Source organism: Xylella taiwanensis, from assembly GCF_013177435.1.
In the GTDB taxonomy this organism is placed as follows: Bacteria; Pseudomonadota; Gammaproteobacteria; order Xanthomonadales; family Xanthomonadaceae; genus Xylella; species Xylella taiwanensis.
This window is the reverse complement of the sequence record NZ_CP053627.1, coordinates 2,432,965-2,453,617: the sequence shown is the minus strand read 5'-3', so window position 1 is coordinate 2,453,617 and position 20,653 is coordinate 2,432,965. Positions and strand designations below refer to the sequence as shown.

Here is a 20,653-nt window from a genome sequence, read left to right as displayed (position 1 = left end):
CTTTTTAATGCACAGTCTCTTGTGCTTCATTCAGAAGAATTTACGATGGCAACTATTAACCAGCTGGTTCGCAAGCCGCGGCAAGCGAGCACTTACAAGAGTGCCTCTCCGGCACTCGATAAGTGCCCGCAGCGTCGTGGAGTGTGTACGCGTGTCTACACTAGTACTCCTAAAAAGCCCAATTCTGCATTACGTAAGGTTGCTAAGGTACGGCTAACTAATCAGGAAGAGGTCATTAGCTACATTGGTGGTGAAGGTCACAATTTGCAGGAGCATTCTGTAGTTTTAATTCGTGGTGGTCGTGTTAAGGATTTACCAGGTGTGCGATATCATACCGTGCGTGGCTCGCTTGATGCTGCTGGCGTCAACAAGCGGCGTCAGGGGCGTTCGAAGTATGGCGCAAAGCGCCCGAAGAGTTAAAGGAGTCAGAGAATAATGTCTCGTAAAGGTTTTACTCCGCAGCGTAGTGTTTTGCCAGACCCAAAGCATGGTAGTGAAACTATTGCCCGTTTCATCAATATGGTGATGAAGAGTGGCAAGAAGTCTGTTGCTGAAAAAATCGTCTATGGGGCGATGGATGTTATTGGTCAGAAAAATCCTAATGCTATCGAATTACTTCAGAAAGCTCTTGACAATGTAGCGCCTGCTGTTGAAGTCAAGTCGCGCCGTGTCGGTGGTGCAACTTACCAAGTGCCAGTGGAAGTCCGTGCTTCACGTCGTATGGCGTTGGCGATGCGTTGGTTGATCGATTCCTCACGTAAACGCGGCGAGAATTCTATGCCACGTAAGTTGGCGGCGGAGTTGCTTGATGCCTCGGAGAGTCGTGGCGGTGCCATCAAAAAGCGTGAGGAAACTCATCGTATGGCGGAAGCGAATAAAGCGTTTGCCCACTACCGCTGGTGATTTATGGACTCTTGAGTAAAGAGTTTTCTTTGCACTCCATGAATACTCCTGGCTACTCGTAGCAGTGCTGTTCCCGATCCGAAGGCCGCTGGAAAGCGGTGTTTGGCCATTTGAAATTTGAGGAATTGAGAGGTTCCCGTGGTTCGTGCCACTCCCATTCACCGTTATCGTAACATCGGCATCATGGCTCATATTGATGCTGGTAAGACCACTACCTCCGAGCGCATCCTCTTCTATGCTGGTGTCTGCCATCAGATGGGTGAAGTTCATGATGGTGCTGCGGTGATGGATTGGATGGAGCAGGAGCAAGAGCGTGGCATCACTATCACTTCCGCTGCCACCACTGTCTTCTGGTCCGGTATGGATAAGTCTATGCCGCAGCACCGCTTTAACATCATTGATACCCCGGGACACGTGGACTTCACCATAGAAGTGGAGCGTTCCCTGCGTGTGCTTGATGGCGCAGTATTCGTACTGTGTGCAGTCGGCGGTGTGCAACCGCAATCTGAGACAGTGTGGCGTCAGGCTAACAAGTATTTTGTGCCACGTATGGCTTTCGTCAATAAGATGGATCGTACCGGTGCTAACTTTGACAAAGTGGTCGAGCAACTGAAAGCGCGTTTAGGTGCTTACCCTGTGCCGATGCAAGTACCTATTGGTGCCGAAGATGGTTTTGAGGGGGTGATTGACTTGTTGAAGATGAAAGCGATCCATTGGGATGCTGCGTCGCAAGGTACCGTCTTTGAATACCGTGATATTCCCACCGAATTAGCTGATAAGGCTTTTAGAGCACGTGCGTTTATGGTCGAGGCTGCTGCAGAAGCGACTGAAGAGTTAATGGATAAGTACCTGAACGAAGGTGAGTTGGGTGAACAGGAAATACTGGCAGGTCTGCGTGAACGTACATTGAAAGTTGAAATTGTACCGGTGTTTTGTGGTTCAGCATTCAAAAATAAAGGTGTGCAAGCCATGCTTGATGGAGTCATACACCTATTGCCTTCGCCGGCTGACCGTCCTCCGGTGCAGGGCGTCGATGAGGACGGGAAGGAATGCCGCTGTAATGCTTCAGACAACGAGCCATTCTCGGCGTTAGCGTTTAAGATTATGACTGATCCATTTGTTGGTTCACTCACATTCTTTCGTGTTTACTCAGGTGTGCTGAATTCCGGTGACCAAGTGTATAACTCCGTCAAATCAAAAAAGGAGCGTGTGGGACGCATCCTACAAATGCATTCCAACCAACGGGACGAAATAAAGGAAGTCCGTGCTGGTGACATCGCTGCTGCGGTGGGTTTAAAGGATGTGACCACAGGTGATACTTTGTGTGACCAAAATCATATTATTACTCTAGAGCGTATGACTTTCCCTGAACCTGTGATTTCAATGGCGGTTGAGCCGAAGACTAAATCCGATCAGGAAAAAATGGGAATGGCTCTGGGGCGTCTTGCGCAGGAAGATCCTTCGTTCCGTGTCAAGACTGATGAGGAGTCAGGTCAAACCATTATTTCAGGTATGGGAGAGCTACATCTGGACATTATTGTCGACCGTATGCGTCGTGAATTTAATGTCGAGGCCAATGTTGGTAAGCCGCAAGTAGCCTATCGTGAGACGATTCGTAAAAGTGACGTGAAGTCAGACTATAAACACGTCAAACAGTCTGGTGGTAAAGGTCAATATGGTCATGTAGTGATTGAGATTTCACCAATGAACGATGTTGACAAACAGCATTCAGATGTGAAGGATGATTTTTTGTTCGTCAACGAAATCACTGGTGGCGTTATCCCTAAAGAATTTATCCCATCGGTTGAGAAGGGGCTGCGCGAAACGATTACCAGTGGTCCGCTAGCTGGGTTCCCGGTTGTCGATGTGAAAGTTAAGCTAGTTTTCGGTTCATACCACGATGTTGATTCTTCAGAAATGGCGTTCAAGCTTGCTGCATCAATGGCGTTCAAACAGGGCTTTGCTAAGGCTAGTCCTGTGCTACTCGAGCCGATCATGAAGGTTGAAATAGTCAGTCCTGAGGATTATTTGGGCGATATCATGGGTGATGTAAGTCGTCGTCGTGGTGTGTTGCAAGGGCAAGATGATAGTCTGTCTGGCAAGGTTATCAAAGCGATGATTCCTTTGGGTGAGATGTTCGGCTATGCCACCTCGTTGCGTTCGATGACGCAAGGACGCGCTACTTTTGCGATGGAATTCGACCATTATGAAGAGGCACCGACCAACATTGCCGATACTGTCATCAAGAGAACTTAAACGGTAGCGTTTGCCAGCTTGCGTAAGGCCATAAACAACGGCTCTTGTGCTGGGCGCTGTGTTATTAAAAATCGAGTATAAATTTAGCAGAAGAGGTTTCCAATTCTATGGCTCAGGATAAGTTCAAACGCACCAAGTTTCACGTAAATGTTGGTACGATTGGTCACGTTGACCACGGCAAGACTACGCTGACAGCGGCGCTGACTAAGGTGGGTGCTGAGCGTTTTGGTGGCGAGTTCAAGGCATACGATGCGATTGATGCTGCACCTGAAGAGAAGGCGCGTGGGATTACGATTTCTACGGCTCACGTTGAGTATGAAAGTGAAACCCGCCACTATGCCCATGTGGACTGTCCGGGTCATGCTGATTATGTGAAGAACATGATTACGGGTGCTGCGCAGATGGATGGCGCGATTTTAGTATGTTCGGCTGCTGATGGTCCGATGCCGCAGACTCGCGAGCATATTTTGCTGGCTCGCCAGGTTGGCGTACCTTACATTGTTGTGTTCTTGAACAAGGCTGACATGGTGGACGATGCCGAGTTGCTTGAGCTGGTGGAGATGGAGGTGCGTGAGTTGTTGAGTAAATACGATTTTCCTGGTGACGACACCCCGATCGTGAAGGGTTCGGCATTGAAGGCCCTGGAAGGGGATCAGTCGGAGATTGGTGTGCCGGCGATTATTCGACTGGTGGAGGCATTGGACAGCTACATTCCAGAGCCGGAGCGTGCGATTGATCGTCCGTTTTTAATGCCTGTGGAAGATGTGTTTTCGATTTCTGGTCGTGGCACGGTGGCGACTGGTCGTGTTGAATGCGGTGTGATTAAGGTAGGTGATGAAGTAGAAATTGTTGGTATTCGTCCGACGTCCAAGACGACTGTGACGGGTGTGGAGATGTTCCGTAAGTTGTTGGATCAAGGTCAGGCTGGGGACAATGCGGGTCTTTTGTTGCGCGGTACTAAGCGCGATGAGGTGGAACGTGGTCAGGTATTGGCGAAGCCGGGTTCGATCAAGGCGCATAAGGAATTTGAGGCTGAGGTGTATGTGCTGTCGAAAGAGGAAGGCGGTCGCCACACTCCGTTTTTCAATGGATACACGCCGCAGTTTTACATGCGTACAACAGACATCACCGGTAAGGTGTGTTTACCTGAGGGAGTGGAGATGGTGATGCCTGGAGATAATGTGAAGATAACGGTGTCGCTGATTAATCCCGTGGCAATGGGTGAGGGGCAGCGCTTTGCGATCCGTGAGGGTGGACGCACAGTGGGAGCTGGAGTAGTTTCGAAGGTTATTAGTTAACCAGTGCTTTGTAATCCGGCGGTCGAGGTCGTTGGATTCGTGCAAACGGCGGGCCGGTTGAACCTCGGTTCGCCGTTGTTATTTCAAAAATCGTAGTGCGTTATTACCGATTACCGTGATAATTCAAGGATTGCATTCGATAAGTTGGTTGATTGCTGTCCCCAGATTTTGACCGAATAGACTACTTGTTTTGTGACGGTTTAGTGCTTGAATCGAGACCATTTGTTCGTGATCTCCTGTTCCTAACTTGAGATAATTTATAGCAATAACAAGGGGGTTAGGTTACTCTCCTGTTTCGGCATCGTGTATCTTGAGATCTTTGCCTTTATGGTGTGTTTGGGGGATATAAGTATTGTAGAGGTGGCGGTTGGGATATTTCTTGATAATACGAAGTACAATCGTGGAGCGATCAATACTTTGATTGTAATAGCAGTGTGTGCAACACAGCAGCGCTTGTAATTGGTGTAATGGCAGTAAATGTTGTGTGGGGTGAGTACTATTGGATTCTAGTTGTGTAACACGTCAGAGATGAGAGCGATACTGTATATTTGGTGATTGTGCACACGGTTAATAAAAGTAATGTGTGGATTTAAGGATGACGTTTATGATCTGTGTTGCTTACTTGTCTATCAAAAATGTCATTGCGTAGATGATTTCTTTTGAGAGTTAAAGATGTATTGTTTCGATGTTGGTGATGATCGTGTCGCGTGCTTTTTTAATGTTGCTATACGTAATGGTGGTGATCGCTTCGTGAAGCGAGATGTTATTGAGGTTCATGCTAAATGGGGAGATTTGGGATGAGTGTGAAATTAGTGAATCGCGCATATCCGCTTTAGCAACAGTGTAGTTGGTCCGTACATACCGCATCTTCAGATGTATTGCGGCGATCTTAATCTTTGAGGAATGGCGGTCGCTTCTCAAATGTTCTCTAGCCCTGGGCGATTGACGTTGAATACCAAGTTGAGGTTGGTATCAATGATCTCGTGTTACTGTTTTGTTGGTAATTTAATCAGATTCCAGCGTTGTTGATCAGCATCTTGATTGATTTGGTTTAGCAAGTACGCTTGAACTCTTCGAATGAAAAGTAAGTGCGTTATTATAAATAAGGTTCTCCATGCTTCCGAGACTAGGATAAAGTACTAAGTTTGATGCGTCTTCAAAGTGTCTGTAGATTTGTGTTTCTCTTCCCTAGAGGGGTATGGGTAGAGTGATGTAGCAGACAGTGATCCCTCGGAAGGGCTGTACGTGGCATGTGTTGGGTAGAGAAAGCCCCGAATATAGTTTTGGCGTGTCCGTTATTGTTCACAGCATGTGCGGCCTGAACTAAAGCTCGCAAGTTACATGTAGTGTCGGCACGCCGTCTCTGATATATCTTTGTAGAATATCTCAAAAATTAATATGCTACAAGGAGAGACGTGTAGACGCACATCGTGCGCATTTGGTAGTGGTGTAAGCTATCGTTTCGACCAGATCAGTATGGCTGCAAGAACACGTAAAGACTAGACTGTTATCTAAAATCTGTCGAATGCGATGAGGTGGAGCGGATCGCGCTGCCATAGGTGCGATTGGGTGTAGGATGAACGCTACTAGGGTTTGTAGTTGCGCATCAGTAGTACCGGATAATTCACGTGCTCTGTTCAAGTTTATAATTTTCAACCAGCCATTCCTTGTTAGTGAAGGGGTGATAGGCAAATGCGCAAAGCTCTCTCCGTAGATTCAATCAGCTTATCTGTTGATTTTAAGTGTGATTGAAAGGGCATTTTAATGGTATTTTTATGCCCCTTCTGGAGTATGTGTTATATGTTTAATCGTATTGTCTTATTTGCCATAACTAACTTTGCGGTGTTGGTTTTGGCTAGTATTGTGATGTCCCTGCTGGGTGTCAATGCGACTCAAATGGGGGGACTGTTTGTCATAGCCGTAATTTTTGGCTTCGGTGGTTCGCTTATCTCGCTATTGATATCTAAGGTCATCGCTAAGCGTACCACTGGTGCCTATGTGATCGGGCAGCCGCGAAATCCAACCGAGCTCTGGTTACTAGAGACGGTACGTCGGCAAGCGCAAATCGTTGGTATCGCCATGCCAGAGGTGGGAATCTATGAGGGAACTGAAGTCAATGCCTTTGCAACTGGTCCTGATCGCAATAATGCCCTGGTAGCAGTGTCGACCGGCTTGCTGCAGAACATGAGTCAGGATGAGGTCGAGGCAGTGTTGGGCCATGAGATTGCACATGTCGCCAACGGTGACATGGTTACCATGGCGCTGCTACAGGGGGTGCTCAACACATTTGTGATCGTACTAGCAAGGGTACTTGGTGGATTTATTGACAGTACGTTGGCCGGTAATCGTGATGGTGGCCGTGGTGTGGCTTATTACGCGATTATATTGGTATTGGAATTGTTGTTTGGCCTTTTTGCGACGATGATTACAATGTGGTTTTCGCGTCATCGTGAATTCCGTGCCGATGAGGGCGGTGCATACTTGGCTGGTCGTGCTAAAATGATTGCCGCATTAGAACGGCTTGCGATTAATCGTGGTCAGAGTACGTTGCCGACACAGGTGCAGGCCTTCGGGATTTCTGGTGGTGTCGGTGAGGGCTTGCGTAAGCTTTTCATGAGCCATCCGCCTCTGAATCAGCGGATCGCTGCACTTCGTGCGGCTGGACAGTAACATCCACTGTAGCTTTGGTTAATCCTCATTCTCGGATTTGCTTTGAGGAGTTCGTTAGGCTTGTATAGTTTTTCATTACGGTCATGGTCATAACAGTGATGGTTTTATGTTATTGACCTTATGAACATTTGAAGTGAGTTCTTTATGATCAATGCATTCAATTGAATTTTTGTCTCGGATTTAGGTTTGATTGCTAACAAAATTTGCAATGCAGTCATTAGCCAGTTGTAGTGATCGATGTGTGCATGTTTCTAGGTTTCTCATGAACACTTGGATCTAGTAACTGAAATCCACTATGGTTCATAAAAAGGATAAATGGCCATTTTTGTGTATCTTTCCCAACTTTGCTGAGTGGGGGGGGGGGCTAGCAAATAAGAGGGCTGCTTGTATTAGAACTCGTGGTTCATTGTTGAGCTAATTGGCGCGATGAAATCGCCTTGCACGTAGTCCACACCAACGTTGAATAACGCGCTCATCGAAGTTGAGTCAGTCACGAATTCGGCGAAGGTTGCAATGCCGGTGTCTTGCGCACGTGCAGTTATCTCACGAATTTTCTCTAGACTGTTATTGTTGGAATTGATGTCTTGAGTCAGGTGGCGATCCAATTTCAGGAATGCTGGCTTAAAATGTGCGAGTAGCTGGAATGAATCCAACCCTGTACCGAACTGCTCTAGTCCCATCTTGCAGCCCTGTACTGAGATTTCACTAAGGAACTGCTGTGCATTATGTAAATGCGTGAACACTTTTGATTCAGGCGTTTGTAGCCACAGTTGCTCGCCAGGAACATTGTGCGCGGCCAATTCTGCGCGTACCATAGTGAGTAAATCCGGGTCGGAAAACGAAGCCGAATCGATCTGTACCAATAGATGCGTGGTATGGCCAGCGCGCTGGCGTTCGCCGATCTGCGCGATCGCGCGTGCCACTACCCATCGATCAATCTGTGCGATCAATTCGCTTTTCTTAGCGATCTCTAACAGAGCAGCCGATGAAATTAGTTCTTCGTTTCCATGCATGCGTAGGTAAATTTGATATAGCTCCAGGGATTGCTGCTGCAGGCTTATTATCTGTTGATAATGAAAGATGAAGTCGTTGTTTGCCAGTGCTTGCTGCAGTTGTTTCAGTAAGTTCTGGATCCGCTGCTCCTCTGCACGGTCTGCTGCTGCTGGGTCGTAGATGATGACAGTGTTGCCACCAAGCTGAGTGGCAACCTGAACTGACTCGACCGCGTGATAGAGTACTTGGCACAGACTGGCGATGCGTTCGTCGATTTGTACGCCGCCAATGCTCACTGTGACTGTGGTTGAGTGTTTGCCAATTAAGAATATGTGTTGAGCGATGTCAATGCGGATTCGTTCAGCCAGTTTCATGGTATGTGTGTAGTCGCCCTCTAGCAGTAGTGCGAACTTGGTCTCACAGAAACGCGCGGTTCGCACTTCCACTTTTGGATCGATCATTTCAGAAAAAAAATCTGCCAGCGCGGTGATGAGCGTGTCGGCCGAGTCCAAGCCGATTTCTTGTAGGATCTCCGTGTAATGGTTCGGTTCAACCAGCAGCAAGCCGAACTGACCTTTGCTCATGCTGGCGCGTGTCAACGCATCTTCCAGTGCGATGATGAAGGCCGGGCGATTCAGCAGACCTGTGACAGGATCACGCTGACGCAGTTTTTCGATTTCACGTGCCAATTCTTGGTTGAATTCCTCGCAGTTTCGGAGTACTACTTGTATGCATGGCTCACTTTCGTAGGTTGTGGCGGTGAACTCCATTGTTGTAGGGAATATGTTCCCTTTCAGGTGGCGTGCATCCAGTTTATACGGCGAAGGCGGTGACTCTCCTTTGGAGAGTGTTTTGAGCAGATGCTTGAATCCTTCAATATGTGGTGCTGCAATCAAATCTAGCAATGGTAGCCCCTCAATGTCTTCAAACGATTCGAACCCGAATATCCTCAGATAGGCTTGGTTGGCGTGAATGTGCATGCCTTCATGCACGTAGGCTATCGGATCTCTTGAAGAGGCGATCAGTGCGTTGCAGCGACGTTCGGTCTCCCGCATTTGTGCTTCGACTCGGCGTAGATTGCGGCGTACTTGCAGTGCTTCAATCTCTTTGTTCACCACTTCCAACAGGTGCTTAGGGTGGTGGTTTAAGGCAATTGCGCGGATGCCAAAATTGGTTGCGGCGATCCACTCTTTCTCGTTTAGTTGCCAAGTCAGTTGGATCAGTGGCACGTCCTTGCCACTAGCGAAAATTTGTTGATGTAATGCCCTTAGCGGGATTTGGCAGGAATTGCTAGCCAGTACCAGGTCAATCTGGTGTCTGAGCATCATGGTCACGTCTTCCAGGTGCTGTGGCCGGGATGGCCTCACCGCGATGCCGCTATTTCGCAGCAAAGTAACGATTGATTCTGCATTCTCAGCGTTATCGTCAATGATCATCAGTCGTAGCGTGTGTTCTTTATTTTTTTTCATGCGCTAGTCCAAGGGATGAGATGGAAACACAAGCAATCTATGCATGCACTGCATGGTGGCTTAAATGCGTCATGCTTGCGAGGGAGAGAAATATGCAGACTGAATTGTGAAGCTTCTAGGTCAACTGATTACGTCTACACTTGGCTGAACTGAAGTAGGATTCAGGCATCAGGTGTAGCATTTCTGTAATGCTTAAATCGATGTCGGTGGTGTTGTAATTTTTGGTTGTGTTATCAATTAGCAACTAGGGTGCCAAAAACTTGGCCATGTTATGCATTTGGTATTTATCTAGTGGGTATATTTGTTTATCTTGCAGTCAGATCTCGCAGACAACACTGCGTCAATTAGCGAGGCAACGCCAAGCTGAGCATGCTACATCCCTTGGTTGCTTCATTTAGCCAAGGCGGCCATGTTTTTTTCAGACAATAGATTTTAGACATAGGTCGTTGCTAGAATTTCACTAGAACGAGTGATTTAGAATTCCTTGGCAGTTAATATTAAATTTTTGTGATAATAATCAAATTTATAAACATTATGTTATGATGTCGCAAAAACCTCTTTCTACAAATACCACGTCTTCCTGGAGTCTATTTGAAAAATATTGGTGAACAAGAAATTATCACAGCCAATCTCATCCATGTGCTGGTGAAATTGAGCGGTTGCTTTTGGAAGTCATAATATTTTTGAGAATCTTGTTTTGTTTGGATGATGATTAGAATCGTATCCGGCTCTGTGTTGGTTAGTGATAGGTGTAATGATCATCTCGATAGCGCGTGTCAACCGCCTTAGTCATCATTTCAGTGCTTCGTATTATGTGGGCCAACAATGTGATTTGAGTTTCTGTGCCTAGCGCTTGGAATTGATCTTAGACTGTCTTGGATCAGTACGTTCAGTTGGATACTGTGTTTAGTTAGGCTGTTTGGCATGACCATCTGGGCGTGCGGGTGTCGACCACGGTTTTTTGTCTCCTTGAGGTGGCGGTTCCTTTTGCAAGAGAACCTTGTCTAGGTTGATTCGCTGTTCGCTCTAGTTGCTTGAGTCATTGCAGCACAGAGCTTAGCTATTGTCTTGGCTGAAGTTATAGTGTCAATTCTAATGCTGATTACGCCAACAGGTCGAAGATACGGAGACGCAATATCAATTATTTATTGAACCATGAACACGGATTGCCGCAAAGTGTGTGTAGGGCCTGTGTTGCAGCTTCAGTTGATGTGCCTAATCTGCTCTACAAATTGCTCTTAGTCAGAGTGATTGTGAGAGGCATGGACGGGAGGGCAGGGTATACTGTCTGTGTCATTCCTCAACCAATAGGCTGGATGTTGGCATAATCACAGGGAGTCGATTTTTTAAGAAAAGCCTAGTATTGTTGGAGGTGCTGTGTTTGCTAGGTTCACCGTGAATCGTGGCCTGGTGCAGTCGATCACCTGATCCGCTCCATCGTTCCGTTTGACCAACGCCTGCAACTCAGTTTTGCCCCCGATCTCGGTGGCTGTTATCCATTCAATTGTTCAGGAGTTTGTAATGTCTGATGATCGTCAGATAGGTACGGTGAAGTGGTTCAATGATAATAAGGGCTTTGGCTTCATCACAGCAGAGTCTGGTCCCGACCTGTTCGTCCATTACCGCGCGATTCAGGGTAACGGATTTAAGTCGCTTCAGGAGGGTCAGAAGGTTTCCTTCATTGCTGTGCAAGGCCAAAAAGGTATGCAGGCTGACCAGGTCCAGGTTCTGTAATCCAGGATTTAATTAGATACTGTTCTCGGAACGCCAGAAGTTCACGCTTCTGGCGTTTCCTTTAGTTCTGCGTATTTTCAAAAGATAGATAAAAATTTTTTATGCCTCATTTCTTGGGGAGTCTTAATTTCCGGTTTTGTGGTGTGGTTTGTGATTCATAGCAGAATCAAATCCTCTGCTCTGTTCAAGTCCTTCCCTCATGTGTGTTGGGGCCAAACCGTTGTTTGGCTTTGACGGGATTGGCCTGCTGAGTGATATTTAGTGTTCGATGCCAGCTCATTGTTAACTGGGTCTGGAGCGACCCTATGGAGGACCTGGCCGATTCTGAAGATACCTTTTGCGCAGTATGCGCAACCTTTGGTAACCGGGATGCGGCAATAATAACGTATCTTGTTCACATGCGGTCACTGAGCTTTAACAACTGTTTTATCGATGTGCTGCCCTGCGATCCTGAAGTCAGCTTACGTCCGCGCCAAGTCTTGGCAGCTTGGTCTGTGGTGGTACCGACGCCGGTGGTTGCACCCCGTCTACTGGCGTATTCATCCGAAGTGGCGGCGATATTGAACTTTGATGTGAAGGAATTGGTGAGCCCACGTTTCGTCGAGGTGTTTGGCGGCAATGCGCTATATCCCGGTATGCAGCCGTATGCTGTTAATTACGGTGGACATCAATTCGGACACTGGGCCGGTCAGCTCGGTGATGGTCGTGTGATCACGTTAGGTGGATTGCTCGGTGCCGATGGGATGTACTACGAACTGCAGCTTAAGGGAGCTGGACCTACGCCGTATTCCCGTGGCGCTGACGGCCGTGCGGTACTGCGATCCTCGATCCGTGAGTTCTTGTGTAGTGAGGCGATGCATCATCTTGGGATACCGACTACGCGCGCGTTGAGCCTGATTGCCACCGGAGATACGGTGATACGTGACATGTTCTACGACGGGCGTCGGGTCCTTGAACCTAGTGCGATTGTGTGCCGTGTTGCTCCCTCGTTTATACGCTTTGGAACGTTTGAGTTACCTGCTTCACGTGATGATATCGATCTGCTACGTCGACTGGTCGAGTTCACAATCATGCGGGATTATCCTCATTTGCACGGCACAGGTGAGACGTTGTATGCAGATTGGTTTGCCGAGGTTTGTACGCGTACCGCTGAGCTTGTTGCCCACTGGATGCGGGTTGGTTTTGTACACGGGGTGATGAATACAGACAACATGTCGATTCTGGGCTTGACTGTCGACTACGGTCCATACGGTTGGATCGATGATAATGACCTGGATTGGACTCCAAATGTGACTGATGCGCAGAGTCGACGTTACCGTTTCGGTGCTCAGCCGCAGGTGGCGTATTGGAACCTTTGTTGCTTGGCACGTGCTCTGGCGCCGTTGTTTGGTGACGCAACGCCATTGCAGGCAGGAATGAAAAGATTCCGTGCCACGTATTTAGCGGCCGAGCGCCGCGATGTTGCGGCCAAACTCGGCTTGGCTGCTTGCTTTGACGAAGACCTCAGATTGCTTGATGCATTGCGTACCTGCATGCACCAAGCTGAGATGGATATGACGCTGACTTTCCTGGGCTTGGCTGATTGGGAGCCGCAGATGCCGGACAGTCTGGCACTGTGGGCCGAGGCGTTTTACGATCCTGTCAGGCGTGATGCACATGCACCGATACTGCGTGATTGGCTGCAGCGCTATGCTGCGCGTCTATCTGTGGATCCATTGCCGGTTACAGAACGGCATGAGCGTATGCGTTTGGCTAACCCACGCTATGTGCTGCGCAATTATCTGACACAGCATGCGATCGAATGTGCTGAGCAAGGTGATCTCACTGAGTTGCATGCATTGTTGGAGGTAATGCGCCGGCCCTATGACCTTCAGCCGGGACGTGAGGCGTATGCGATGCGGCGTCCAGAGTGGGCCCGCGGGCGTATCGGTTGCTCGATGCTGTCCTGTAGTTCTTGATCGGAGATAGTGTCATGTGTTTAACCCACACTCCGTAGTTATTGTGTCAGTAGTGAGGTCAAGTGCTGGATCGGAGATGCTTAACCGATATTGTTGCATGGTTGCTCTGCCCCAGAGTCCTGATGAACCTCGGTCTTACCCTCTGAAAATTCAGATTGCTGTGCTTAATGAAGATGCGATTGGCCTGGCGGCCATGGCTAGGATTGCTTTGTGTTGGGTTGCTTGATTGCTGTGCAATCTATTCTTTTCGCGTCGTTGTGTTTCCTCCTTGAGGACTGAGTGAGTTGCTGCTGCGTACAATGCTCCAATGCTCCTGATAACTCTGCAAAATGTCGATTACAGCGTTGGTGGTCCATTGTTGCTGGAAAAAGTGGCACTGAGTATTGAGCAAGGCGAGCGCATTGCTCTCATCGGTCGCAATGGTGCTGGTAAGTCCACGCTGATGAGGTTGATCGTCGGAGATTTGCATCCGGAGAGCGGAGAAATTCGTATTCAGCCGGGCGTGCGTGTGGCCCGCTTGGAGCAAGAGGTGCCGCAGGACATGCATGGTAGCGTGTTCGATGTGGTCGCTGCCGGCCTTGGTGAATCTGGAAGGTGGCTGTCTGAATTTCACCAACTCAGTCATGCAGAGGTTCTCGACACTGAAGCGTTGGCGCAGGTGCAATCCAAAATTGATGCCGCCGACGCTTGGTCCCTGGACCAGAGGGTGACTGAGATGTTGACCCGTCTCGAGCTAAACGGCGAAGCCGAGTTTGTGTGTCTGTCTGGTGGGATGAAGCGCCGTGTGTTGTTGGCGTCTGCACTCGTATCTTTGCCTCATTTGTTACTACTAGATGAGCCGACCAACCACCTGGATACTGAGGCGATCGATTGGCTTGAGGGTTTCCTCAAGGTTTGGGATGGCAGTGTGCTATTTATCACCCATGATCGCCGCTTCCTGCGTGCGTTGGCGACTCGCATCGTTGAGATCGACCGTGGTCACGTTACTAGTTGGCCCGGCAATTGGGCTAATTATGAACGTCGCCGTGAGGAGCGGCTCAACCTCGAAGCGCAGCAGCATGCCCGCTTCGACAAGCTGTTGGCTGAGGAGGAGATGTGGATCCGGCAGGGGATCAAGGCACGTCGCACTCGTGATGAAGGCCGCGTGCGGCGGCTCAAGGAGATGCGTATGGAGCGCCGTCAACGTCGTGAGCTGAGTGGTCATGTACGGCTAGAGGTGGCTCAAGCTGAGTTTTCTGGGAAGAAGGTCATTGAGGCGAAGAATTTGTGTTTTGCGTTCGGCGAGCGCACGATTGTGTGCGATGTCTCCACCACAATTTTGCGTGGTGACCGTATCGGGTTGATTGGCCCCAATGGTAGTGGCAAGACCACGTTGTTGAAGTTGTTGTTGGGTGAGTTGCGGCCGCAGGCTGGCGAGGTGTGTGTAGGCACTCATCTGCAGATTGCTTACTTTGATCAGTATCGTGCGATTTTGCGTGAAGACTGGAATGCGATTGAGAATGTTGCTGAAGGTGCAGACTTTATTGATCTTAATGGTAAGCGCAAACATCTCTATGCTTATCTGCAGGACTTTTTGTTTACTCCTGAGCGCGCCCGGGCGCCGATCACCCGCTTGTCCGGTGGCGAGCGTAACCGGTTACTGCTGGCGAAGTTGTTCGCACAGCCGTCCAATGTCTTGGTGATGGACGAGCCGACCAACGACTTGGATGTTGAGACCCTGGAGTTACTTGAGGAGTTGTTGGCCAATTACAAGGGCACATTGCTATTGGTCAGCCATGATCGCGATTTTCTCGACAATGTCGTGACATCCACTTTGGTCATGGAAAGCGAAGGAAGGGTTGGCGAATACGTGGGTGGTTACAGTGATTGGCTGTGGCAGCGTCCGCAGTCGACTGCGATGGTGGTGCGCGAGCCACATCCGGTCAGATCTGAAGTGGTGATGCCTGTGTCCGAGTCGGCCAAGCGTAAGCTCAGCTACAAGGACATGCGTGAGTTGGAACAGCTACCTGGTCACATTGAGCGTCTGGAAGAAGAGTTGGCAGCGTTGGCTGAGACGATGAGTACCCCTGATTTTTATCAGCGTGATAGCGCTTTGGTGGGGGCTGATACTCAGCGTTTGGGCATCCTCCAGGTCGAACTGGATGCTGCCTACGCACGTTGGGCTGAACTGGATTGCTGAAGGGGAATACAGTACTGGCATACGGTATCCGACGTGGTGTGCCCGGTTATTTGGATCAGTCGGTGTCGGCCACGAAGACCACAAACACCCGGTTGTTACTGGCCCAAAATGTGGCTGTCTCGTGAAAGATATCCAGGAGTGTAGTGTGTGTATCGGCTGCCTGGTGTGCCAGCGTGTCCATGCCATCCAGCAGCAGTGCTTGCCCCCCGGGCGCAGCCATCCAACTAAGGTCGCGCAGTGCGTCTGCAAGCGCGTCCCAGTTGCTGCCAAAGCTCTTTGGAAAGCTAAGCTGGCTTGCCAAGTGCAGCAGCAAAGCGGCTTTGTTGCGACAGTGGTGCAGGTCCACGTGGGTGACCTGAAGTCCGGATGCACGTGCTAGTGCGGCTAAGTTTGGCAGATCGCTCGAGGCAACCCGATAAACGCTGGAGCTTCTTGGGGTGGTGAGATCCAATCGGAGGTTGGTGCCGTTCATGGCGTCGCTATCTTAAAGCTGCGGAAGCTGGCGTAGTGATCGTCGCTGTAATACCAGATTTCCGGCGGATCACCTCCGGTGACAATTCGTCGGGCACCGCGATCTGGAGAACCTGGTGTTTCCACTGTGTATTCGTGGTAATAGCCGTATGGACGTGCTGGTAGCAGCCTCTCCCTGTTGCCAAAGATACTGCCGTCCTTGTGGTAAGAGAACGGACCTCCCTGTTGGATCAGTGTGACTATGGCACGCGCTTCTGCGGGGAGGAATTCGGGTAGCTCGTCTGTGGTGCGTAGCGATGGTGGGTGTGCTGTGCCGTGAGGGTGCTGTGGTACCAGCGCAAACTCTGTCTTAGGAGTATGCAATGCGCGCATGCTCCACAGGGTGGCGACCAGTAGTAAAACGGTGACCGAGAGTGTGAATGTTCTGCGCATGTGTTCGGATCGGAGAGGAAGAGTGGTGAATATACGGAGCTTGGTTTTTTTAGCTTGCATACTGGGGCTACAAGCAGCATTGGTGTTTGTACCTAGTGTATGTAAAGGGTAACCATCGCACGATGATGGAGCCCCTCTAGAACGATGCGTGTGTAGTGAAGTGTGGTATTCCTATCACCTTCCTTGGTAATGGTGGCTATCGTCCTTACTATTCACCATAACGTCGGTATCCGCCGGCACGACTTCAGGAGAAACGCATGGCTCACACTCTTCCCATCCTGCTTTACGACTACGGTGCGCTGGAACCGCACATCGATGCGCGGACAATGGAAATTCATCACACCAAGCATCATCTCACCTATATCAACAATCTTAACGCTGCGTTGGAAGGAACTGAGTACGCTGATTTGCCTCTCGAAGAGTTGCTTCGCACACTGAAAAGCTTGCCGGGAAGCTTGCAGGGGGTGGTACGCAATAACGGCGGTGGTCATGCCAGCCATTCATTATTCTGGACTGTGATGGCTCAGGGGGGGGGCGGCAAGCCGAAAGGCGAGGTTGCTAAGGCGATCGACCAGCAGCTGGGTGGTTTCGAGACATTTAAAGACGCTTTTACCAAAGCCGCGCTCAGCCGTTTCGGTTCCGGTTGGGCGTGGTTGAACGTCACCCCGAGCAAAACCCTGGTGGTTGAGAGCAGTGCTAACCAGGACAGCCCGCTGTGCGACGGTAATACTCCCATCTTGTGCTTGGACGTATGGGAGCATGCTTATTACTTGCACTACCAGAACCGTCGTGCGGAGTACGTTAATGCTTTCTACAACGTAGTTAACTGGGATGAGGTGGAACGTCGCTATGTAGCTGCGATGAGCTGAACGATTCCGGGCAAAATTTTTCGGTCACCCTAAGAGCCGGGAACGTGCGATCTCGGCTCTTTTCATGTCGGTATGGGGTGGGTAGCGTAGCTGCTCGAATCATCGTGTGATTGCATTGATGTTTTGTTCTTACGGGTCTCGAATGTTCTGGAGTGGGGTAGGGGCGTTAAGAACAGGAGGGCGTTTCTCTGAGTGATGTCACCTATTTGCATGGTTGCATCGGTTGCATACGATAATTCTAGTTATTAGTTGCGGTCGGCAATGATCTTTGATTGATCAGTGTGCCAATTGTAGTTTGTCAGTGTGTGTGTGATCGCTTCGTTTGCTCGTCTGGCCTGCGTATCGAAGGGTTAGTCTTCAGTATTTGCCATGCTCTTTGAATTGGTTATGGTGATCAGCGTATTTTCATGATCGAGCAGGGTTATATCCGGTATGGAAGAGGTTCGATCCAGGGTTGCCAAGGATGTTGTTGCGCCGTGCTCGAGTTGCAGACCGAAACCACTATAGATAGCCAGGAGGATACCGCATGCGCAATTGGGTCGAGTGTTTGTTTAATCGTATCCAGCATATTGATCGGGTCTTCACCCGTGATGACAAGCTTGCTAATAGTGATCTCGTGTTTGCTTCACTTACTTGTGGATGTGGAGCATGAGTGAAGAGGTAAACATGCCCTAGATTCAAGAACTGTTGGATGATCAGTGATCGTGTGTTCAACTCGAGTGCGATGTTCCGGACTCAATCCAAACATATGCTGCAATATTGAATGCAAACGGGGGATTGGCTGTTAGGGTTCTGGATGTATCAAGGATAATCTAAGAAAACCTTAAGAGATGAATGATGATATGGCTTTATTGTTTATCTTTTTTTATAACATATGATTGGGTACTGTTTGACCACTCGCAAGAAGTTTTCGATGAGATAGCCTGACTTTGTGCATGGCATCGTCACGGTGCTTGGTGAAGTTGATGACAACGTGGTTGTGAATTTTTTGCATCGATTTGATCGCTTGCTTTCCTGGAGTGTCATTTATATCTGAGATTAAGCGCGTTATTTACGGTATCCCGTAGACGTATCCATTTCCTTCCAAACCATGGGGCTTCTCCGATGTGATCTGAAAGTAGGTGGGGGTGTTCAACGTACGGCAGAGTGCCCAATATACTGGGGTTCTCTGTATTCTTTATCTGGACGCTGTGATGATGTGGTTTAGCAGGATGTAAGGATGTATGACGTGTATCGTTGTTATTTATGGCTCATTCGATAAAAAATGCGGCACCTAAATTCAGACTGCTTATAGTTCGTAGCATTAGGCCGGTATGTTGGCATCGGGATGGTGCTACACAAGGCGTTTCTGCTCACTGTTCTTAATGAGACTCGGGTGCGGTGGTTATAGGCGAGATCTTTTCGTAAGCCTTTTTCAATGCATGGATCAATTCCATAGTGAGATATGGCTTAGTCAGTATTACACCGGATGCGAACTCACTGGAGATGTATTCGGGAGGAGTACCAGTTGCCAGAACGAATGGGATGTCTAGTTCGCTGAGACGCTTCGCGATCATGCTACTTGTTTGGCCGTTGCCGAGTCGGTAGTCAAGGATTGCGATATCCGGAGGCTGCTGGTCAATCAGCGCAATGGCATCTTTGATCAATGCCGTAGAGTCGATAACCGACGCACCTGCTTGAGAGAGTTGCATTTCCAAAAGCATAGTGTTCATTGCGTCATTTTCTACGATTAACACTCGAATTCCCTGTAAAGCCAACATCGCATCCTCCTCGATAGGGTATGGAGTATAGCGACAGAGAACCCGTGTGGTGATGCGGTGTGCGATGACATTGGCTGAAGCATCCAGGTTCAACATACGTGAGTGTCTGGCCAATGACATACTGGTTGCTTCGGTACCGGATTGTCGCAACTGTGTATTATGGATTGCTTTTTGTTGAATTCGCGTCAATATCAACTTCAATGAGGTTGCATCGATTAATGATCAGCAATTCAGATTGTGGGTATGTGTGGTTACAGGTTACGATGATTTTGAGATTTTTTTGTTTCTGATTCGGTTACTTCTATTTCTAATCTCTATGATATGCACTTGCTGTCGCAGACACTCGACTGGTGTAGCTATCAGTGTGCTTTTATCGGCGAATGTGTGTGACACCGCCACTTTCAGTAGATGTATCAAGAAACAATGTTCTTTCATCTTTTTATAGCTTAGTAGCGATTTGGACGAATAGTTGCGTTTGATAATAGCTGGTGGAAGATGTTGATTTTTCGGATGATTAGTAACGGAATTCTCATCACGTTACTAGTGAATGCAATATGGAAACCATCGTAGTGATGTACGTATTCATGTTTTCTTGCGTGAACAGAATCTAGGTATTAGTCATGCGATAGAAAATAATTGACGATGCGTGGTTGCATCTGTACCCAGCTGCTCGGAACATCTGCAAAAAGACGAGTAAGACAGGTTCTGCCATGTTTCCTTGGTTAACGCTGATGTTGATTTACTTCAGGTGTTTCCCTTGCCAAGGTCAATAATTTCGATCTGATTCTAGTGTGGCTGGGGATGCTTAGTAGTGACCTGGATATTAATAGACTCACGTGCAGAAGGTGATCTGAAATGAGGGTGCCATCTTTGGGCTGCGATCTATATTTAAATTGCCGCTGGAGTGATTTATGTTGCTCTTGCAATAGTGTGGATATGAGTGGGTACAATTTTAATTTGTATAACTCTTGCGTATCTTTGTGTTGCAAGCCAGGAGCTGAAACGTTTGCGGGGCTGTATAAATAAGCAGATGTGAGAGTATCGGTTGGTTTCTAGTGCAGATCATCATAGGGTAAGGTGAAACTTCAGAGAGGAGGTACTGCGGCTAAAATCTTTGTTGCAGTAAGGACGACACCGCTGCAAGCATTGGAGGGCGTTATGATCGGCTCATTCCAGAAAAGGCAGGTTGGAAGCCGCCAACTTTGCTCGGGTTTTGCGCTTTGCTTGTCAGCAGTATTGTCTTCATGTTGCCCTGCATTGCTTATTCTGTAACTGCTTCAACAATAAACGCTATATCATTGATTGTAGAGTTACTGAGGCTTGTCACGTAGATGAGTCACTGATACTTTCTGTGTCAGAACATGATTCTGTTGTACTTATTTAGGTTTTGGAAACGCAGGTGTAACTTTGCAACTTCTTCAGAATCATCAAGTTCAGGTGGCGCGCGAACTGCTTTAGCTGTGTCATGTTCTTAGATATTAATGCGATTTTTGATCAGAGAAATTGTATTGCGTGCAGGTGCCGATGGAGAGATATTCGATACAAATCGAACATGTTTGTTTTCGTTAGTAGATTTTTTGTTAGATCCCCATCTGTCATCACTGTAACGAGATGCTGGTGATTACTAACTAAGTCCACTTTCGCACTGAGCCTGATGTGGG

The 20,653-nt window shown here is 48.5% G+C and carries 13 protein-coding genes; 9 read left to right on the top strand and 4 right to left on the bottom strand.

Annotated features, from left to right (window positions below; translation table 11 throughout):
- Positions 1–45 precede the first annotated feature (45 nt).
- From rpsL to htpX, 5 genes are all read left to right on the top strand, one after another.
- Positions 46–420, top strand: a complete 375-nt coding sequence (gene rpsL / locus PLS229_RS10335) for a 30S ribosomal protein S12 (RefSeq protein ID WP_038272877.1) — start codon at positions 46–48, stop codon at positions 418–420.
- A 15-nt stretch (positions 421–435) separates the two neighbouring features.
- Positions 436–903, top strand: a complete 468-nt coding sequence (gene rpsG, locus PLS229_RS10330) for a 30S ribosomal protein S7 (RefSeq protein ID WP_038272876.1) — start codon at positions 436–438, stop codon at positions 901–903.
- 138 nt (positions 904–1,041) lie between these two features.
- Positions 1,042–3,159 carry an elongation factor G gene (fusA, locus tag PLS229_RS10325; RefSeq protein ID WP_038272873.1) on the top strand — a complete coding sequence of 706 codons (2,118 nt, stop codon included), beginning with the start codon at positions 1,042–1,044 and terminating at the stop codon, positions 3,157–3,159.
- Between the two features lie 107 nt (positions 3,160–3,266).
- Positions 3,267–4,457, top strand: coding sequence for an elongation factor Tu (tuf, locus tag PLS229_RS10320; RefSeq protein ID WP_038273292.1), 1,191 nt, complete (start codon positions 3,267–3,269; stop codon positions 4,455–4,457).
- A 1,800-nt stretch (positions 4,458–6,257) separates the two neighbouring features.
- Entirely contained in the window at positions 6,258–7,127 is an 870-nt protein-coding gene (gene htpX / locus PLS229_RS10315; RefSeq protein WP_038271774.1) for a protease HtpX, read from the top strand.
- Between the two features lie 389 nt (positions 7,128–7,516).
- Here the strand turns inward: htpX and PLS229_RS10310 are convergent, their stop codons facing one another.
- Complete coding sequence (locus tag PLS229_RS10310) at positions 7,517–9,589, bottom strand: GGDEF/EAL domain-containing response regulator (protein ID WP_038271772.1); 2,073 nt, start codon at positions 9,587–9,589, stop codon at positions 7,517–7,519.
- A 1,521-nt stretch (positions 9,590–11,110) separates the two neighbouring features.
- Here PLS229_RS10310 and csp2 point away from each other — a divergent pair.
- The 3 genes from csp2 to PLS229_RS10295 all read left to right on the top strand — a co-directional run bounded on the left by csp2 (position 11,111) and on the right by PLS229_RS10295 (position 15,460).
- Entirely contained in the window at positions 11,111–11,323 is a 213-nt protein-coding gene (gene csp2, locus PLS229_RS10305; protein WP_038271770.1) for a cold-shock protein Csp2, read from the top strand.
- Positions 11,324–11,721: 398 nt separating this feature from the next.
- Positions 11,722–13,281 carry a protein adenylyltransferase SelO gene (locus PLS229_RS10300; protein ID WP_038271785.1) on the top strand — a complete coding sequence of 520 codons (1,560 nt, stop codon included), beginning with the start codon at positions 11,722–11,724 and terminating at the stop codon, positions 13,279–13,281.
- A gap of 307 nt (positions 13,282–13,588) precedes the next feature.
- Positions 13,589–15,460: an ATP-binding cassette domain-containing protein gene (locus tag PLS229_RS10295; protein ID WP_038271767.1), complete on the top strand. Its 1,872-nt coding sequence runs from the start codon at positions 13,589–13,591 to the stop codon at positions 15,458–15,460.
- Positions 15,461–15,515: 55 nt separating this feature from the next.
- Here the strand turns inward: PLS229_RS10295 and PLS229_RS10290 are convergent, their stop codons facing one another.
- Together PLS229_RS10290 and PLS229_RS10285 are read right to left on the bottom strand one after the other, a co-directional pair.
- The gene (locus PLS229_RS10290) at positions 15,516–15,932 is read right to left on the bottom strand and encodes a barstar family protein (protein ID WP_038271765.1); all 417 of its coding nucleotides are present in this window, start codon (positions 15,930–15,932) and stop codon (positions 15,516–15,518) included.
- The gene (locus PLS229_RS10285) at positions 15,929–16,363 is read right to left on the bottom strand and encodes a guanyl-specific ribonuclease (protein WP_038271763.1); all 435 of its coding nucleotides are present in this window, start codon (positions 16,361–16,363) and stop codon (positions 15,929–15,931) included. The genes PLS229_RS10290 and PLS229_RS10285 overlap by 4 nt, the downstream gene beginning before the upstream one ends.
- Before the next feature lie 257 nt (positions 16,364–16,620).
- Here PLS229_RS10285 and PLS229_RS10280 point away from each other — a divergent pair, with 257 nt between their 5' ends.
- Positions 16,621–17,232 carry a superoxide dismutase gene (locus PLS229_RS10280; protein WP_038271760.1) on the top strand — a complete coding sequence of 204 codons (612 nt, stop codon included), beginning with the start codon at positions 16,621–16,623 and terminating at the stop codon, positions 17,230–17,232.
- Between the two features lie 1,361 nt (positions 17,233–18,593).
- Here PLS229_RS10280 and PLS229_RS10275 read toward each other — a convergent pair.
- Entirely contained in the window at positions 18,594–18,992 is a 399-nt protein-coding gene (locus tag PLS229_RS10275) for a response regulator (protein ID WP_038271784.1), read from the bottom strand.
- Positions 18,993–20,653: the final 1,661 nt, after the last annotated feature.

Bases quoted from the DNA above. Each gene is read 5' to 3' on its own strand.
- rpsL (WP_038272877.1), top strand. From the start codon at position 46: ATGGCAACTATTAACCAGCTGGTTCGCAAGCCGCGGCAAGCGAGCACT.
- PLS229_RS10300 (WP_038271785.1), top strand. From the start codon at position 11,722: ATGCGGTCACTGAGCTTTAACAACTGTTTTATCGATGTGCTGCCCTGC.
- PLS229_RS10310 (WP_038271772.1), bottom strand. From the start codon at position 9,589: ATGAAAAAAAATAAAGAACACACGCTACGACTGATGATCATTGACGAT.
- PLS229_RS10275 (WP_038271784.1), bottom strand. From the start codon at position 18,992: ATGTTGGCTTTACAGGGAATTCGAGTGTTAATCGTAGAAAATGACGCA.
- tuf (WP_038273292.1), top strand. From the start codon at position 3,267: ATGGCTCAGGATAAGTTCAAACGCACCAAGTTTCACGTAAATGTTGGT.
- PLS229_RS10280 (WP_038271760.1), top strand. From the start codon at position 16,621: ATGGCTCACACTCTTCCCATCCTGCTTTACGACTACGGTGCGCTGGAA.
- htpX (WP_038271774.1), top strand. From the start codon at position 6,258: ATGTTTAATCGTATTGTCTTATTTGCCATAACTAACTTTGCGGTGTTG.
- PLS229_RS10295 (WP_038271767.1), top strand. From the start codon at position 13,589: ATGCTCCTGATAACTCTGCAAAATGTCGATTACAGCGTTGGTGGTCCA.
- PLS229_RS10285 (WP_038271763.1), bottom strand. From the start codon at position 16,363: ATGCGCAGAACATTCACACTCTCGGTCACCGTTTTACTACTGGTCGCC.
- PLS229_RS10290 (WP_038271765.1), bottom strand. From the start codon at position 15,932: ATGAACGGCACCAACCTCCGATTGGATCTCACCACCCCAAGAAGCTCC.
- csp2 (WP_038271770.1), top strand. From the start codon at position 11,111: ATGTCTGATGATCGTCAGATAGGTACGGTGAAGTGGTTCAATGATAAT.
- rpsG (WP_038272876.1), top strand. From the start codon at position 436: ATGTCTCGTAAAGGTTTTACTCCGCAGCGTAGTGTTTTGCCAGACCCA.